Below are 17,286 nucleotides of genomic sequence, written 5' to 3'. Positions count from 1 at the left end.
TTAGCGAAATGGCATAACGGGCATACTATGTCGCCCGTTATGCCGGGTGGGCGGCGGCGTGCTGCCCGCCAGCCATTTTGGAAAATCGCGTAGCGGCATTGGCTTCGCATACAGAAAACCTTGCAATAAATGTACACCGTGCCGGCGCAAATGCTGTGCCTGCGCCTGAGTTTCAACCCCTTCCGCCACCAGTTCGATATTCAGTCTTTTTCCCAGCGCGATGATGATGTCTGTAACGGTTGAGTTCACGGCATCGGTACCGATCGCAGAAGTAAATGATTTATCAATTTTCAGTACATCCGGGCGGAGTTTTTCCAGCCAGGAGAGCGAGCTGTTGCCAGTGCCAAAATCGTCAATCGCCAGTTTTACGCCAAGGCGATTTAGCTCGCGTACAACCCGATAATCCACATCCAGTAACGCATCACGTTCGGTAAGTTCGATGACTAACTGCTGAATGGGATGCTGGCTAAACCAATATTGGTTGAGATCTTTTAACAGCGTGCCATGGCGAAAATGGCTGGCGGCGACATTGATCCCGATATGAAACTGACTGCTCATGGGGAAGACGTGTCGTTGCTGAATGGTTTCTGCGATGACATGACGCGTCAGGGGCACGATCAGGTTGTGCTCCTCGGCGATGGGAATAAACACTTCGGGAGAGATCCAACCCTGACGCGGATTATTCCAGCGTAACAGGATTTCCACCCCCATGCATTGCTGCGTTTGCGCATTGAGCAGCGGCTGGCAGAACAGCTCGAATTCCCGGGCGGCAAGGGCCAGATTTATCTCCCAGGAGAAACTCATTCTGTTGGCGGTTGCCAGCCACGCCAGGTACCCCACTAACAGACTGAGGATCACCGCCAGCGGCAGTTGTGTTGGCAGATGTTTAATCGCCAGTTCACTGGCGCCCGGACCGGTAACGCTGATAGTAAATGGGAAATGCTGTGATGAGAGCTGGTAGCGTTTTTCATTCTTTAGTTCAGGTAGCGTATCGACAACACCTTGTCCGTAGAGCAGATGGCGATTGCCGACGCTTAAGCTGGCATGGGTGATCTGCGGCAGTTGTGGCTCAAGCAACATGGATGATAATAACTCAATGTTGACGATTTCCAGCACGCCATCTTCACCATCGGCAGAGGATGGATACCATTGTGTCAGAATCGGACTACCTTTAATTATCGAATGGTCGGTTGATAACAGCAGTAGCGACTCCTGGCTTGGTAATTCAGGCTCCAGTTGACGAACAGGCTCATTGCGATAACCAAAAATGCTGGAGCAATACAGAATCCCATCTTTAACCAGGTTGACAGAGCGTACCGTTTGCAGCCTGGCAGCATGCTTGCTCAACGGTAAACGCGCGACTGAACAGGGGAGACCAATCAACGGCAACAGCACATCTCGTCCGGTCTGAAGGGGCAAAAGCACGTGATCCAACTCTTCAACCGCGTGGTTGGCAAAGGTTACGGTATTTCGATGATTTAAATTACGCTCCGAAATAAATCGGACCGTTAACGTGAGAATAAGCGTTACCAGGGCACATAGGGTGCAAACAAATAAGCGATTCCGGCGATAGTTTTTAATGATCCGTTGTGCTGTATGCATGCGGGCCGCCCGATAAGCCGTTGGTCACAAAAGCCAAAAGCAACAGAGCAAGTGTAGTGGGGAAAATTACAGTAGACGAGGAAGGGGAGATAAATTCGCCCATCCGTCGCAGATGGGCGAAAATTAAGTATTAGTCACACTGAACTTTGATTGCCAGACCACCACGGGACGTTTCGCGGTATTTGGCGTTCATGTCTTTACCCGTTTCGTACATGGTCTCAATGACTTTATCCAGTGAAACGCGTGGCGCACTGGTACGGCGCATTGCCATACGTGCGGCATTGATAGCTTTCACGGAAGCAATGGCGTTACGTTCGATGCACGGAACCTGTACCTGACCGGCAACCGGGTCACAGGTTAAACCGAGGTTATGCTCCATACCGATTTCTGCCGCAACACACACCTGTTCAGGACTTGCACCCAGCAGCTCAGCCAGACCGGCAGCCGCCATAGAACAAGCCACGCCAACTTCACCCTGACAGCCGACTTCAGCACCGGAGATAGATGCGTTCATTTTGTACAGCGCGCCAATTGCACCGGCCGCCAGGAAATAGCGGGTGTAGATATCCGGGCTGACGGACTCAATGAAATGATCGTAATAGGCCAGGACCGCAGGCACGATACCGCAGGCACCGTTAGTTGGCGCTGTGACAACGCGACCACCCGCGGCGTTTTCTTCGTTAACGGCCAGCGCAAACATGTTCACCCAGTCGATCACGTTCATCGGATCGTTGGAGAGCTTGTCGCTGGAGACCAACATACGACGCAGGGCAGAGGCGCGACGCGGAACGCGCAGCGGCCCAGGCAGAACGCCTTCGGTGTTCATCCCACGATCGATACAGGCCTGCATGGTTTGCCAGACGTTGCCAAAGTACTCTTCAATCTCTTTTTTGCTGTGCAGAGCAAGTTCGTTCTGCATCACCATGCCAGAGAGGGACAGGCCGGTGCTGTTGCAGTATTCCAGCATTTCAGTGGCGGATTTGAACGGATAAGGTACGCTGACCTCATTGGCGGTATCCTGACCAAAATGTTCTTCATCAACGATGAATCCACCGCCGATTGAGTAGTACGTTTTGCTGTAAATGACGGTTTCGCCATTATACGCATGGATCTGCATGCCGTTTTCATGCAGCGGCAGGTTGCCGTTATGAAAACGCATTCCATCATTCTGCGGGAAATCCACTTCGTGCTGACCCTGTGCAAGCAGCAGGCGTCCACGCGCTTCTACATCGCGGATAAATCCGGGAATGCTGTCAATGTTTACGGTAGCAGGCTCGTTGCCCGCCAGACCCATAATAATGGCGATATCGGTGTGGTGACCTTTACCCGTGAGCGACAGTGAACCATACACGTCGACGGCGACACGAGTAACGCTGTCCAGTAATCCTTTTTCGACCAGGTCATCGACGAACTGTTTACCCGCCTTCATAGGCCCTACGGTATGGGAAGATGAGGGACCAATCCCCACCTTAAACATGTCGAATAGACTAATCACGATAATACTCCTACAGGGCGACTGGGCTTTCCAGTAACGATGTTATAACTGCGCATAGTGTAAGAGGGAACGCGGCGATCGGCTTAACTATTCACATGAATTAAACTAATAGATAACCGCGGTTTTACTAATGTTGTGACCTGAGTTTCAAGTTGTCTATGGCGTGCGTAAAGATAAGTATAGTCAGGGCTTGACGCCAATTTGCAGAGCCAGCTCACGAATTATCCCGGCGGTCATTCCCCAGACGAAATATTGCTCATACCACGAAAGCCACACGCGATGAGAATCACCGCGACGATAAATATCGAGCGGATGGTAACGCCCCAAATGTAACGCCTGCGCCAGCGGCATTTCAAACACCGCGGAAACCTCATCTTCACTGGCGCGATACGGCAGATTAGGCGGGATAATGCCGACGACCGGGGTAACCTGGAAACCGGTGACGCTGTCGACCGGCGGCAGTACGCCGATCACCTCAACGCATGACGGCGGAATGGCCACTTCTTCATGCGCTTCGCGAAGGGCTGCGGCGATCAACGAGGCATCGGTGCTGTCCACCGCGCCGCCAGGAAAAGCGACCTGGCCGGCATGTTTGCGCAGATGAACGGATCGCTGGGTTAGCAGCAGACCCGGCTGTGGTCGGCGGACGACAGGGATCAGTACGGCGGCCTGGCGCTGGTTTAACGCGGCATGGTTAACCTGCGGGCGCAGGAGTTGGAAGCGCGATAAAAAATCATCAAGCGTCAGGCTGCTGTATTCCACGTGTCAGTTCTCCAGTTGGTGCAAAATACGATTCACTTTATCAAATGTTTCCTGATACTCCGCGTCTTCCTGACTGTCCGCCACAATGCCGCCGCCTGCGGAACAATAAATGTGTCCGTTTGTGGCCGTCAGTGTGCGAATGGTGATGCTGGTGTCCATATTGCCGCAAAAGCTCAGGTAACCAATGCTGCCACACCAGGCATTACGTCGGTGCGGCTCCAGCTCATCTATAATTTCCATCGCCCGCACTTTCGGCGCGCCGGTAATGGAGCCGCCGGGGAAGGCGGCGCGCAGCAGGTCGGTAGCGTGCAAAGATTCCGGCAAACGTGCGGTAATGGTGCTGACTAAATGATGAACGGCAGGGAACGGCTCGACTACAAACAGCTCCGGAACCTGTACCGAACCCGGCACGGCAACGCGACCGATGTCATTGCGCATTAAATCGACGATCATCAGGTTTTCCGCACGATCCTTCGGTGAGTTCGCCAGCAGTTGGGCCTGCTCACGATCGGCATCAGCATCTTCATGTCTTGGCAACGTCCCTTTAATAGGACGCGTCTGGATGTGCTGGTTTTCCAACAGAATAAACCGTTCGGGTGAAAGGCTGAGGATTGCGCCTTCCTCAAGACGAATGAACGCGCTAAACGGCGCACGATTAGCGTGATTGAGTCGTACAAATGCCTGCCACTCATCGCCCTGATAATGCGCCTGAAAACGTTGAGCAAGATTGACCTGATAACAGTCGCCGCTGTGCAGATAACTCTGGACCTGGCGAAATTTTTCGCCGTACTGGGCACGGCTCATATTGGACTGCCACGCCGAGGTTAATGTAAATGGCTCACGTTTTGAGGATTGTTGCGCGTTGAGCCATTGCAGCCGCGCTTCGACATCGGTATGGCTGAGCAGGGATACGGTCTGCAGCTGATGATCGACAATCAGCGCCCAGTCGTAAATGCCGACGGCCATATCCGGCAGGGCAATATCGCGCGTGGCAATCGTGGGCAGCAATTCAAATCTTCTGCCAAGATCGTAGCCAAACAGACCTAACGCGCCGCCCTGAAACGGCAGATTGGGGTGACAGCTCGGGTGAATCCCCCGTGCGCTGAGCGCTGAATGTAATACCGTCATTGGGTCATCAAGCGTGCGTACAGTTGCGTGTCCGTCATAGACAACGGTTTCTTCTGCGCGCGTAACCAGCGTGGCGACGGGATCCGCCACCAGAATATCAAAACGGTTATGTGGATGGTCAGCATGACCCGAATGCAACAGCATCGCCCAGGGGAGATGGCTTAAGGTCGAAAAATAGCGTTCAGCGGCGTCCTGACGCCAGGGTAATGTGATTACTGCGGGAGATAACGTCTTCATCTGTCCTGACTCGTTGCTACTCTACTGGCTAACCGCCTGGTAGCATGAAATAATTAGCGCAGACAATTTAGCAGGAGTTAACAATGTTTGCAGGTTTACCTTCACTCAGTCATGAGCAGCAGCAAAAAGCGGTCGAGCGTATTCAGGAACTGATGTCGCAAGGGATGAGCAGCGGACAAGCGATTGCTCTGGTTGCTGAAGAGTTACGCGCCAGCCATACCGGCGAGCGGATCGTGGCGCGTTTCGAAGATGAAGACGAGTAACGTCGCTTACACCGCAGCGATAATCTTGATCTCTACTTTGTATTTCGGGTTCATCAACCCGGCCTGGACCGTACAACGTACCGGCGCGTGACCGGCAACGACCCACGCGTCCCAGGCTTTGTTCATCGCGGCAAAGTCACTTTTATCTGCCAGAAAAAGGGTGGCATCAAGAATACGTGACTTGTTGCTGCCCTGTTTTTCCAGAACTGCGTCAATTTGCGCCAGCGTATTCGCCGTTTGTTCAAAGGCGTCTGCATCCAGGTTTTCCGGTACACCAGTGTAATACAACGTGTTGTTATGGATAACCACGTCGGACCAACGCGCTTCGGCATCAATGCGCACAATTGTCATAAATCATTCCTCATTTACGTTTTTCATAATGGCTTCAGGTTGCGCCAAGACTGCCATAATGTTGTGCCTACGTCACCTCTTCAACTGGCGAAAGACCCGCTGGCCTGACATAATCCCTGTTCAAATGAACAGGGGGTAGTGTGACGGACGATTTTGCAGCAGACGGTCAGTTGGCTAAAGCGATACCGGGTTTTAAACCGCGTGAACCACAGCGGCAGATGGCCTTCGCCGTTAGCCATGCCATTGAAAAATCACAGCCGCTTGTTGTAGAAGCCGGAACCGGAACGGGTAAAACCTACGCTTATCTGGCACCTGCGTTGCGTGCGGGTAAAAAAGTCATCGTCTCTACCGGTTCGAAAGCGTTGCAGGATCAGCTTTATAGCCGCGATCTCCCGACCGTCGCAAAGGCGCTGGAATTCACCGGCAAACTGGCGCTGCTGAAAGGGCGCTCCAACTATCTGTGTCTGGAACGCCTTGAACAGCAGGCGCTGGCGGGCGGCGACCTGCCGGTACAAACCTTAAGCGACGTCATTCTGCTGCGCTCCTGGTCAAATCAAACCCTTGATGGCGACATCAGTACCTGCGTCAGCGTGGCGGAAGATTCTCAGGCCTGGCCGCTGGTCACCAGCACCAACGACAATTGTCTGGGCAGCGACTGCCCGCTGTACAAAGAGTGTTTTGTCGTTAAAGCGCGTAAAAAAGCGATGGAGGCAGATGTGGTGGTGGTCAACCACCATCTGTTTCTCGCTGATATGGTGGTGAAAGAGAGCGGATTTGGCGAGCTGATCCCCGAAGCTGAAGTGATGATCTTCGATGAAGCGCATCAGTTACCGGATATCGCCAGCCAGTACTTTGGTCAATCGCTCTCCAGTCGTCAGTTGTTAGACCTGGCGAAAGACATCACCATTGCCTATCGCACCGAGCTGAAAGACACTCAGCAGTTGCAGAAGTGCGCCGATCGCCTGGCGCAAAGCGCGCAGGACTTCCGCCTGCAACTTGGCGAGCCGGGCTATCGCGGCAATCTGCGCGAACTGCTGGCTGACCAGCGTGTGCAGCGCGCGTTTTTGTTGCTCGATGACACGCTGGAGCTGTGCTACGACGTGGCGAAACTGTCTCTTGGACGTTCGGCGTTGTTGGATGCTGCGTTTGAGCGTGCCACGCTTTATCGCGCCCGTTTGAAGCACCTGAAAGAGATTAACCAGCCAGGCTTCAGCTATTGGTATGAATGCACCTCCCGCCATTTCACTCTTGCGCTAACGCCGCTCACCGTGGCGGATAAATTCAAAGAAGTGATGGAACAAAAGCCGGGCTGTTGGATTTTTACCTCCGCGACGCTGTCGGTAAACGATGACCTTCATCATTTCACTGCGCGGCTGGGCATAGATGACGCCGAGTCGATGCTGTTGCCGAGTCCTTTTGATTACACGCGTCAGGCGCTGCTCTGCGTGCCGCGTAATCTCCCGCAAACCAACCAGCCGGGAGCCGCGCGCCAGTTAGCGTCAATGCTGCGTCCCATTATTGAAGCAAACAACGGTCGCTGCTTTATGCTGTGTACCTCACACGCGATGATGCGCGATCTGGCAGAACAATTCCGCGCCACCATGACGCTGCCGGTCCTGTTGCAGGGCGAAACCAGTAAAGGGCAACTGTTACAGCAGTTTGTCAGCGCAGGTAATGCGTTACTGGTTGCTACCAGCAGCTTCTGGGAAGGGGTAGACGTGCGTGGCGATACGCTGTCGCTGGTCATTATCGATAAACTGCCGTTCACTTCGCCGGATGACCCGCTGTTAAAAGCCCGGATGGAAGACTGTCGCCTGCGCGGCGGCGATCCCTTCGACGAGGTTCAACTCCCGGATGCGGTAATCACCCTGAAACAGGGCGTAGGACGGCTGATTCGTGACGCAGACGATCGCGGCGTGCTGGTAATTTGCGACAACCGCCTGGTGATGCGACCCTACGGCGCTACCTTCCTGGCGAGTCTTCCGCCTGCGCCGCGCACGCGTGACATTGCGCGTGCTGTCCGTTTTCTTGCCATACCATCGACTGAGTAATTTGTTACGGAGTGTGGTAAGATGCGCGCCAAATTTATTGATCTGATCACAAACACCCATGCGAATTCTGGCTATCGATACCGCCACAGAGGCGTGCTCTGTTGCCCTGTGGAATGACGGTACTATCAAAGCTCATTTCGAGCTTTGCCCACGAGAACATACCCAACGAATTTTACCGATGGTCCAGGAGATCCTGGCCGCTGGCGAATTAGCCTTATCCGATATCGACGCCCTGGCGTTTGGTCGCGGCCCCGGCAGTTTCACCGGCGTACGTATCGGGATTGGCATTGCTCAGGGGTTGGCGTTAGGCGCGAATTTGCCGATGATCGGCGTCTCTACCCTGGCGACCATGGCGCAGGGGGCCTGGCGTAAGTCTGGCGCCACCCGCGTGCTGGCGGCGATTGATGCGCGAATGGGCGAGGTTTACTGGGCCGAATACCAGCGTGATGAAAATGGCATCTGGCGCGGTGAAGAAACCGAAGCCGTGTTAACGCCTGAACAAGTACATGAACGCTTGCTGCAACTGTCTGGCGAATGGGTCACTGTCGGAACTGGGTGGCCTGCCTGGCCTGAACTGGGTAAAGACAGCGGCCTGACGCTGAGCGATGGCGGTGTTCTGCTGCCGGCGGCTGAAGACATGCTGCCTGTCGCCACGCAATTGCTGGCTGCCGGTAAGACCGTGGCGGTTGAACATGCTGAACCGGTTTATTTACGTAACACCGTGGCGTGGAAGAAACTTCCCGGTAAAGAATGAATCTTAGTAGTACATCCCCGGTTAATTCGCGCAGTCGTCAGTGACCCGCATCGGTGAATTTTCCGGGGCAGGCGCTAAGAAGAGGGAGTCGCAATATGGCGGTGCAAAAGCAGGTAGTGAAAGGTGTGTTGGCGGGCGTATTGGCGTTAATGCTAAGCGGCTGCGTTACCATCCCAGATGCGATTAAAGGCTCAAGCCCTACGCCACAGCAGGATCTGGTGCGGGTGATGAATGCGCCGCAGCTTTATGTCGGACAGGAAGCGCGTTTCGGCGGCAAAGTGGTGGATATTCAGAACCAGCAGGGGAAATCCCGTCTGGAAATTGCCACGGTTCCTCTCGATAGCGGGGCGCGCCCCGTGCTGGGCGAAGCCTCTCGCGGACGAATTTTTGCCGATGTAAACGGCTTTCTCGACCCGGTGGATTTTCGTGGTCAACTGGTTACCGTCGTCGGTCCGATTAGCGGAACAGTGGACGGAAAAATTGGCAGTACGCCGTATAAATTCATGCTGATGCAGGTAACCGGTTATAAACGCTGGCATATTACTCAGCAGATTGTTATGCCGCCTCAGCCGATCGACCCCTGGTTCTACGGCGCGCGTGGCTGGCCTTACGGTGGCTACGGCGGATGGGGATGGTACAATCCCGGTCCGGCACAGGTTCAGACCATAGTAACTGAGTAACTCTTTGTTTTATTAGTAAAAGAAACAGCGGCTCGTCCGCTGTTTCTGCATTAATGTGGATATAAGAAAAATAAATAGTGACGTGCTTCGCAACCTTGTCGTTGTGTAATAAACAAACTGGTACGCTGAGTTAATATTATGTTAACAGTTTGTTTATTGCCTGGGGTTGTGATGACGACGAATATGCATTTTAGAGGTGATGTATTGAAAAAGGTTTGGCTTAACCGTTATCCCGCTGGTGTCCCTGCGGAGATCAATCCTGACCGTTATCAATCCCTGGTGGAACTCTTTGAACACTCAGTAAGGCGCTATGCCGATCAGCCCGCGTTTGTAAACATGGGGGAGGTGATGACCTTCCGCAAGCTTGAAGAGCGCAGCCGGGCGTTTGCGGCCTATTTGCAACAAGGGCTCGGGCTGAAAAAGGGCGATCGCGTCGCGCTGATGATGCCGAACCTGCTGCAATATCCGGTCGCCCTGTTTGGGATTTTACGTGCTGGCATGATCGTCGTGAACGTGAACCCCCTGTACACGCCTCGCGAGCTGGAACACCAGCTCAATGACAGCGGCGCGTCGGCGATTGTCATCGTGTCTAACTTTGCTCACACGCTGGAGAAGGTGGTCGATAAAACGTCGGTGCAACACGTGATCCTGACGCGTATGGGCGATCAACTTTCTACCGCCAAAGGGACGCTGGTTAACTTTGTCGTGAAGTACATTAAGCGCCTGGTGCCAAAATATCACCTGCCGGATGCCATCTCGTTTCGCAGTGCGCTGCAAAACGGTTATCGCATGCAGTATGTGAAGCCTGAAGTGGTGTCGGAAGATTTGGCGTTTCTGCAATATACCGGTGGGACAACCGGTGTGGCGAAAGGCGCGATGCTCACGCACCGCAACATGCTGGCTAACCTTGAGCAGGTTAACGCCACCTACGGACCGTTGCTGCATCCGGGTAAAGAGCTGGTGGTAACGGCCTTACCGCTGTATCACATTTTCGCGCTGACAATGAACTGCCTGCTGTTTATTGAGCTGGGCGGTCAAAACCTGCTGATTACGAATCCGCGCGATATTCCAGGACTGGTCAAAGAGCTGGCGAAATACCCCTTCACCGCGATGACTGGCGTTAACACGCTGTTTAACGCGCTGCTGAATAACAAAGAGTTCCAGCAACTGGATTTTTCCTCGCTACATCTTTCGGCAGGCGGCGGCATGCCGGTTCAACAGGCGGTGGCCGAGCGTTGGGTGAAGCTGACGGGTCAGTATCTGCTGGAAGGCTATGGCCTGACGGAGTGCGCTCCGCTGGTGAGCGTCAACCCTCACGATATCGACTACCACAGCGGCAGTATCGGTTTACCGGTTCCTTCCACCGAGGTCAAGCTGGTGGATGACGACGATAACGAAGTGCCGCCGGGAGAGCCGGGTGAACTGTGCGTGAAAGGTCCGCAGGTGATGCTGGGTTACTGGCAGCGACCGGATGCGACTGATGAAATTGTCAAAGACGGCTGGTTGCACACTGGCGATATTGCGGTGATGGATGATGAAGGCTTCCTGCGGATTGTCGATCGTAAGAAAGATATGATCCTGGTGTCCGGCTTTAACGTTTATCCGAATGAAATTGAAGACGTGGTGATGCAACATTCTGGCGTACAGGAAGTCGCTGCGGTTGGCGTTCCATCGGGCAGCAGCGGTGAGGCGGTGAAAATCTTCGTGGTGAAGAAAGATGCCTCGTTAACCGAAGAGGCGCTGGTCACTTTTTGTCGTCGTCATCTGACGGGCTATAAAGTACCGAAGCTGGTGGAGTTTCGTGATGAGTTGCCAAAATCTAACGTTGGAAAGATTTTGCGACGAGAATTACGTGACGAAGCACGTGCCAAAGTGGACAATAAAGGCTGAGCGTTAAGTCAGCCAGCAGAAAACGCCGGGTAATCCGGCGTTTTTTTTGGCGTAAACCTAAGAGAGCACGATTTGAATTATCAAATGATCACTACGGACGACGCGTTGGCCACGCTGTGCGAAGCCGTCCGTGAATTTCCGGCGATAGCCCTGGATACCGAATTTGTTCGCACGCGTACCTATTATCCGCAGTTGGGGTTGATCCAGCTGTTTGATGGCAAACACGTTGCTCTGATTGACCCACAGGGGATCACTGACTGGTCGCCACTACGCGATATTTTACGTGATACGGCGATAACCAAGTTTCTGCATGCCGGTAGTGAAGATCTGGAGGTGTTTCTCAATGCCTTTGGTGAACTCCCTCAGCCGTTGATTGACACGCAAATCCTCGCCGCTTTTTGCGGTCGTCCGCTGTCGTGGGGGTTTGCCGCGATGGTGGAAGAGTTTACTGGCATAGCCCTGGACAAAAGCGAATCCCGTACCGACTGGCTGGCCAGGCCGCTGACCGAGCGTCAGTGTGAATACGCGGCGGCTGACGTCTGGTATTTGTTACCGATCACCACAACGCTGATGGCTGAAACCGAAGCCAGCGGCTGGCTGCCCGCCGCGCTGGACGAATGTCGCTTAATGCAGCAGCGTCGCCAGGAGATTCTGGCGCCCGAGGATGCCTGGCGCGAGATCACCAATGCCTGGCAACTGCGTACCCGTCAGTTGGCCTGTCTGCAACTGCTTGCCGACTGGCGACTGCGTAAAGCGCGCGAGCGCGATCTGGCGGTAAACTTCGTGGTGCGTGAGGAACACTTATGGGCGGTGGCGCGTTATATGCCGGGTAGTCTGGGCGAACTGGACAGCCTGGGGCTTTCCGGCAGCGAAATTCGCTTCCACGGCAAGACGCTGATTTCCCTTGTCGAGAAAGCGCAGGCTTTACCGGAGGCGTCGCTGCCGCAACCGCTACTGAATTTGATGGATATGCCAGGCTACCGCAAGGCGTTCAAAGCCATTAAGGCGCTGGTTGCCGAAGTCAGTGCGGAGCAAAATCTCAGCGTCGAGCTGCTGGCTTCACGCCGCCAGATCAACCAATTGCTCAACTGGCACTGGAAATTAAAGCCGCAGCAATCCCTGCCTGAGCTGATTTCCGGCTGGCGTGGCGAACTGATGGCTGAGCGTCTTAACGCGCTGCTGTTGGAGTATCCGCAGTAAGCAAGCTAAAAAGGGAGCCGGGTGCTTTAATGCTAGTCAGTTAGCGTCTCAGTATCAGAAAGCATCAACCAGTATTAGCGGAAGTAATGAACATGCAATATCAGAGAAAGGGTTCCGTTCACCTCATGTTCATCGTTTCTCTGAGACACTGATTCCTGTGAGCGTATAAAGGGCGTTCTCCGCCACGCCCTTTACAATCCCGCCGGGAGCCTGGGTTGCAAGGGAGGAGGCGGTGAGCCTCCCTTGCCCGTTCACGGGTAACTGCGTTTCAAGAAATGACAGCGCTGAGGTGAACGGAATCCTGAGTAAGAATCACATGTTCTCCATACATGCTTAACTGATCGGTATTAGAGCCGGGTGCTCCCGTTTTTAATGGCACGAAGCTTAAAGGCGCAATGCCCGACTAATGGCCTCACCAACCTGCTGTGTGGTGGCGTTACCTTTCATATCTGGCGTTTTCGGGCCGCTGGCAATAACTTGCTCAATTGCCGCCAGAATGCCGTCGTGGGCGGCCTTATAGTTGGCATCACCGTGACCAAGGAAGTCGAGCATCATCGCGCCAGCCCAGATTGTCGCGATTGGGTTAGCGATATTTTTACCGTAGATATCGGGGGCTGAACCGTGTACCGGCTCGAACAGGGACGGGAAGGTGCGTTCCGGGTTTAGGTTGGCAGATGGCGCAATGCCAATTGTACCGGTACAGGCCGGACCGAGATCGGAGAGAATATCGCCAAACAGATTGGAAGCGACCACGACGTCAAAACGTTCCGGCTGCATCACAAAGCGGGCGCAGAGAATATCAATATGCTGTTTATCCCAGCGGATCTCTGGATAGTTGGCCGCCATCGCTTCGACGCGCTCGTCCCAGTAGGGCATACTGATGGCAAGACCGTTTGATTTAGTCGCTGAGGTTAGCGTTTTGCGCGGGCGGCTTTGCGCCAGTTCAAAGGCGTAACGCAATATACGGTCGACACCACGACGGGTGAAAACCGACTCCTGGATCACCATCTCGTGTTCGGTACCTTCGCTCACACGTCCGCCGAGGGAAGAGTACTCCCCCTCGGTGTTCTCACGCACGACGTAGAAATCAATGTCTCCCGGCTGTTTGCCCGCCAGCGGACAAGGGACGCCGGGAAACAGCCGCACCGGGCGCAGGTTAACGTACTGATCGAATTCGCGGCGAAACTTAAGCAGCGAACCCCATAGTGAAATGTGGTCCGGGACGGTGTCCGGCCAGCCCACGGCACCAAAATAGATCGCATCGAAGGATTGCAGCTGTTCACGCCAGTCATCCGGCATCATCTTGCCGTGTTGGGCGTAGTATTCGCAACTGGCCCACTCTATTTGTTCAAAGCTAAGCGACAGGCCCCAGCGTTCGGCGGCTGCCTGTAACACATGAATGCCTTCAGGCAGGACTTCTTTACCAATGCCATCTCCGGGGATAGCGGCAATACGATAGGTTTTCTTCATAGCAGCTCTCACTTGTACGCCATCAAAATTGACTTTCCCCTCATCCTATAATTGACTGAACGATAGTTAATCCCCCTAACTGGTGAAACATAAAACACAGATCATGAATAATCTGCCGCTGTTAAATGATTTGCGCGTCTTTATGCTGGTTGCGCGCCGCGCGGGTTTTGCCGCCGTTGCCGAAGAGTTGGGCGTATCACCGGCTTATATCAGTAAGCGTGTAGCCCTCCTGGAGCAGACGCTGAACGTGGTGCTATTACACCGGACAACACGGCGGGTGACCATAACGGAAGAGGGGGAGCGGATATACGAATGGGCGCAGCGGATCCTGCATGATGTCGATCAGATGATGGACGAGCTGTCCGATGTCAGGCAGATCCCGCAAGGGATGTTACGTATTATCAGCAGTTTTGGTTTTGGCCGCCGGGTGGTGGCTCCTGCGTTGTCTGCGCTGGCGAAAGAGTACCCACAGCTGGAGCTGAGATTCGATGTTGAAGACCGTCTGGTGGACCTGGTGAATGAGGGCGTCGATCTCGATATTCGTATCGGGGATGATATCGCACCTAATCTGATTGCCCGTAAACTGGCGACTAACTATCGCATTCTTTGCGCCTCGCCGGAGTTTGTGGCGCAGCATGGAATGCCGAAGCAACTGAACGATCTCTCTACTTTTCCCTGTCTGGTCATTAAAGAGCGTGACCATCCGTTTGGTATCTGGCAAATGCGCAATAAAGAGGGGACTCACTCAATTAAAGTGACCGGGCCTTTGTCATCTAATCATGGCGAAGTGGTGCATCAATGGTGTCTTGACGGCCAGGGAATTGCTCTGCGTTCGTGGTGGGATGTCTGTGGCAACATTGCCAGCGGACATCTGATACACATATTGCCTGAGTATTATCAACCAGCAAATATTTGGGCGGTTTATGTTTCACGCCTGGCGACGTCGGCAAAAATCCGTATTACCGTTGAGTATTTGCGCCGCTATTTTGCCGAAAACTACCCGAAGTTTACGTTGGAATAAAGGTGTTGCAGATTGGCAAAGGACGAAAATTAAAAAAGGCAGAATAATCTGCCTTTTTTGCAACCATGACGCATTTACACAAAAGGTTATTTAGACTCTTCTGCTTCAGGTAATGTTACGTTCAGCTCGAGGATCGAAATATCGCCGTCTTTTTGTTCAAGCTGTACGGTGACCATTTCTGGATCAATTTGTACATACTTACAGATAACGTCGAGAATATCCTTCCTTAGCTGCGGTAAATAATGTGGCTCGGCGTCACTACGACGACGTTCCGCAACAATAATCTGCAGTCGCTCTTTAGCGATGTTCGCTGTGCTCTTTTTCCGCGAGAGAAAAAAATCCAGTAATGCCATAACTTATCCTCCGAACAGGCGTTTGAGGAAACCTTTCTTCTCTTCTTCAATGAAGCGGAAAGGACGTTCTTCTCCCAACAGACGGTCTACGGTATCAGCATAGGCTTTACCGGCATCAGCATTGATGTCGAGAATAACCGGCTCACCCTGGTTAGACGCGCGCAGGACTGACTGATCTTCAGGAATCACGCCAACCAGCTTGATTCGCAGAATTTCCAGTACGTCTTCCATGCTCAGCATGTCACCTTTATTTACGCGGCCAGGGTTGTAGCGCGTAAGCAACAGATGCTCTTTAATCGGCTCTTCACCGTTTTCTGCGCGGCGGGATTTCGACGCCAGAATACCCAGAATACGGTCTGAGTCGCGTACAGAAGAGACTTCCGGGTTTGTGGTGATAATGGCTTCATCAGCAAAATACAGGGCCATCAGCGCGCCGGTTTCGATACCCGCCGGGGAATCGCAGACGATGAAGTCAAAGTCCATCGCTTTCAGATCGTCCAGAACTTTTGCGACGCCTTCACGCGTCAGCGCGTCTTTATCGCGGGTCTGTGAGGCCGGAAGAATAAAGAGATTCTCGGTACGCTTATCTTTGATTAACGCCTGATTTAACGACGCATCGCCCTGAATAACGTTGACGAAGTCGTAAACGACGCGGCGTTCACAACCCATAATCAGATCAAGATTACGCAGGCCGATATCAAAATCAATAACGACAGTTTTCTTTCCCTTCTGGGCCAAACCTGTAGCGATGGCCGCGCTGGAGGTGGTTTTGCCAACGCCCCCTTTACCCGAAGTAACAACAATAATGCGTGCCATAGAAATTCCTTGTTAAAAAGGGATCAATTCAACGGTTGAACTGTCAAAGCGTTCTCTGCTAATTGCAGGCGTGCCGCTTTGCCATAAAATTCTGCTGGGATTTTATCACTCAGCCAATAAACACCTGCGATAGACACCAGTTCTGCCGTCAGATGGGTACAAAAAATTTGCGCTTCCCGGTCACCGCTTGCGCCTGCCAGCGCTCGACCTCTCATCATCCCATAAACATGAATATTGCCATCAGCGATAAGCTCGGCGCCCGCACTGACGTGGCTTGTAACAATCAGATCACATTGTGGAGCATAAATGCGCTGACCGGAACGAACCGGTACATTTATTAATCGTGTTTTTGTGATGGGAGTAACGTTTTGCAGCGGCGGGACGGGAACTGGAGCCTCAACAGGCGCGGGACGAAGCGCTTTTTCTTTACCTTCAGTCAGTAAAGGAAGTCCCATTTCGTCAATTTCAGCCTTTAATTGGGCGTCTTTGCATCCGCTAACGCCGATAATGCGCAAGCCGGTAGACGCGACAACTTCCTGCAGCGCCGACCAGTTTACCGGGCTTTCAAGACCACTCACGTTAACCACCACGGGCGCATGTTTTAAAAATGCAGGGGCCTGCGCGATTTTGTCTTCCAACGCCTGACGAATAACCTCGGGTTCTGCTTCATGTAAATGAACCACTGATAAGGTGAAGCTACTGCCTTTAAGCTCGATTGGCGTGTTTGACATCCTGGCCTTACTCAATTTGCTATTTATCATCCCCAGCGCGGGGTGATATTCCGAAGACTATAAGGCATGTTATAGTCAGTATTATATTGAGGCAAGCCACCATTCCGTGAATTCAGAGTAAAAGATATGTTTTGTGTGATCTACCGAAGCAGCAAACGTGACCAGACTTATTTATATGTCGAAAAAAAAGACGATTTCTCGCGAGTTCCTGAAGAACTGATGAAAGGATTTGGTCAGCCAACGCTGGCAATGATGTTGCCGCTTGATGGTCGAAAAAAACTGGTTAATGCCGATCTTGAAAAAGTAAAACAGGCGCTAATCGAGCAGGGCTATTATTTACAAATACCGCCACCGCCAGAAGATTTGCTCAAACAGCATCTGGCAGCGGCCAAACAAAATACATCAGACGCTAAACGTTAAACTGCATCCGGCAGCAGCACGTTCCATCGATGCAGTACCTGAAATCTATACTACGTTAGGGG

Annotated in this window: 17 protein-coding genes; 8 read left to right on the top strand and 9 right to left on the bottom strand. The window is 53.0% G+C overall.

Annotated features, from left to right (window positions below; genetic code table 11):
* From FOB24_RS14990 to pabB, 4 genes are all read right to left on the bottom strand, one after another.
* On the bottom strand, positions 1–1,602 hold the full coding sequence (locus FOB24_RS14990) for an EAL domain-containing protein (protein WP_150345109.1): 1,602 nt from the start codon (positions 1,600–1,602) through the stop codon (positions 1–3).
* Between the two features lie 130 nt (positions 1,603–1,732).
* A complete protein-coding gene (gene sdaA, locus FOB24_RS14985) occupies positions 1,733–3,097 on the bottom strand; it encodes an L-serine ammonia-lyase (protein WP_038641271.1) in 1,365 nt (454 codons plus the stop codon).
* A 183-nt stretch (positions 3,098–3,280) separates the two neighbouring features.
* Positions 3,281–3,859 (bottom strand): CoA pyrophosphatase, encoded by a 579-nt coding sequence (locus FOB24_RS14980; RefSeq protein ID WP_038641269.1) that lies wholly within the window; start codon positions 3,857–3,859, stop codon positions 3,281–3,283.
* A 3-nt stretch (positions 3,860–3,862) separates the two neighbouring features.
* Complete coding sequence (pabB, locus tag FOB24_RS14975) at positions 3,863–5,224, bottom strand: aminodeoxychorismate synthase component 1 (RefSeq protein ID WP_150345108.1); 1,362 nt, start codon at positions 5,222–5,224, stop codon at positions 3,863–3,865.
* 83 nt (positions 5,225–5,307) lie between these two features.
* Between pabB and FOB24_RS14970 the strand changes: the two genes are divergently transcribed.
* Positions 5,308–5,487: a YoaH family protein gene (locus FOB24_RS14970; protein ID WP_003020986.1), complete on the top strand. Its 180-nt coding sequence runs from the start codon at positions 5,308–5,310 to the stop codon at positions 5,485–5,487.
* 6 nt (positions 5,488–5,493) lie between these two features.
* Here the strand turns inward: FOB24_RS14970 and FOB24_RS14965 are convergent, their stop codons facing one another.
* The gene (locus FOB24_RS14965; protein WP_042307863.1) at positions 5,494–5,838 is read right to left on the bottom strand and encodes a RidA family protein; all 345 of its coding nucleotides are present in this window, start codon (positions 5,836–5,838) and stop codon (positions 5,494–5,496) included.
* Positions 5,839–5,978: 140 nt separating this feature from the next.
* Here FOB24_RS14965 and FOB24_RS14960 point away from each other — a divergent pair, with 140 nt between their 5' ends.
* The 5 genes from FOB24_RS14960 to rnd all read left to right on the top strand — a co-directional run bounded on the left by FOB24_RS14960 (position 5,979) and on the right by rnd (position 12,413).
* The gene (locus tag FOB24_RS14960; protein WP_150345107.1) at positions 5,979–7,889 is read left to right on the top strand and encodes an ATP-dependent DNA helicase; all 1,911 of its coding nucleotides are present in this window, start codon (positions 5,979–5,981) and stop codon (positions 7,887–7,889) included.
* Positions 7,890–7,947: 58 nt separating this feature from the next.
* Positions 7,948–8,643: a tRNA (adenosine(37)-N6)-threonylcarbamoyltransferase complex dimerization subunit type 1 TsaB gene (gene tsaB, locus FOB24_RS14955; RefSeq protein ID WP_137347822.1), complete on the top strand. Its 696-nt coding sequence runs from the start codon at positions 7,948–7,950 to the stop codon at positions 8,641–8,643.
* 95 nt (positions 8,644–8,738) lie between these two features.
* A complete protein-coding gene (locus FOB24_RS14950; RefSeq protein ID WP_038641259.1) occupies positions 8,739–9,323 on the top strand; it encodes a Slp family lipoprotein in 585 nt (194 codons plus the stop codon).
* Between the two features lie 204 nt (positions 9,324–9,527).
* Positions 9,528–11,213, top strand: a complete 1,686-nt coding sequence (gene fadD / locus FOB24_RS14945) for a long-chain-fatty-acid--CoA ligase FadD (RefSeq protein ID WP_123261005.1) — start codon at positions 9,528–9,530, stop codon at positions 11,211–11,213.
* Positions 11,214–11,297: 84 nt separating this feature from the next.
* On the top strand, positions 11,298–12,413 hold the full coding sequence (rnd, locus tag FOB24_RS14940) for a ribonuclease D (RefSeq protein ID WP_038641255.1): 1,116 nt from the start codon (positions 11,298–11,300) through the stop codon (positions 12,411–12,413).
* A gap of 384 nt (positions 12,414–12,797) precedes the next feature.
* On the opposite strand, the gene FOB24_RS14930 is transcribed toward rnd, so the two are convergent.
* The gene (locus FOB24_RS14930; protein WP_137350742.1) at positions 12,798–13,883 is read right to left on the bottom strand and encodes a tartrate dehydrogenase; all 1,086 of its coding nucleotides are present in this window, start codon (positions 13,881–13,883) and stop codon (positions 12,798–12,800) included.
* A gap of 103 nt (positions 13,884–13,986) precedes the next feature.
* Here FOB24_RS14930 and FOB24_RS14925 point away from each other — a divergent pair, with 103 nt between their 5' ends.
* Positions 13,987–14,904: a LysR family transcriptional regulator gene (locus tag FOB24_RS14925; protein ID WP_038641248.1), complete on the top strand. Its 918-nt coding sequence runs from the start codon at positions 13,987–13,989 to the stop codon at positions 14,902–14,904.
* A gap of 86 nt (positions 14,905–14,990) precedes the next feature.
* On the opposite strand, the gene minE is transcribed toward FOB24_RS14925, so the two are convergent.
* The 3 genes from minE to minC are packed head-to-tail and all read right to left on the bottom strand — an operon-like array spanning position 14,991 to position 16,804.
* On the bottom strand, positions 14,991–15,257 hold the full coding sequence (gene minE / locus FOB24_RS14920) for a cell division topological specificity factor MinE (protein ID WP_003833739.1): 267 nt from the start codon (positions 15,255–15,257) through the stop codon (positions 14,991–14,993).
* 3 nt (positions 15,258–15,260) lie between these two features.
* Positions 15,261–16,073, bottom strand: a complete 813-nt coding sequence (minD, locus tag FOB24_RS14915; protein WP_038641246.1) for a septum site-determining protein MinD — start codon at positions 16,071–16,073, stop codon at positions 15,261–15,263.
* Between the two features lie 23 nt (positions 16,074–16,096).
* Positions 16,097–16,804, bottom strand: coding sequence for a septum site-determining protein MinC (gene minC / locus FOB24_RS14910; protein ID WP_121529147.1), 708 nt, complete (start codon positions 16,802–16,804; stop codon positions 16,097–16,099).
* 126 nt (positions 16,805–16,930) lie between these two features.
* Here minC and FOB24_RS14905 point away from each other — a divergent pair, with 126 nt between their 5' ends.
* Positions 16,931–17,224 carry a YcgL domain-containing protein gene (locus FOB24_RS14905; RefSeq protein WP_038641242.1) on the top strand — a complete coding sequence of 98 codons (294 nt, stop codon included), beginning with the start codon at positions 16,931–16,933 and terminating at the stop codon, positions 17,222–17,224.
* Positions 17,225–17,286 lie beyond the last annotated feature (62 nt).

The organism is Citrobacter werkmanii (assembly GCF_008693645.1).
Lineage (GTDB): Bacteria > Pseudomonadota > Gammaproteobacteria > Enterobacterales > Enterobacteriaceae > Citrobacter > Citrobacter werkmanii.
Note: the sequence above shows the minus strand (reverse complement) of the source record. Positions and strands in the feature narration are given on the sequence as shown.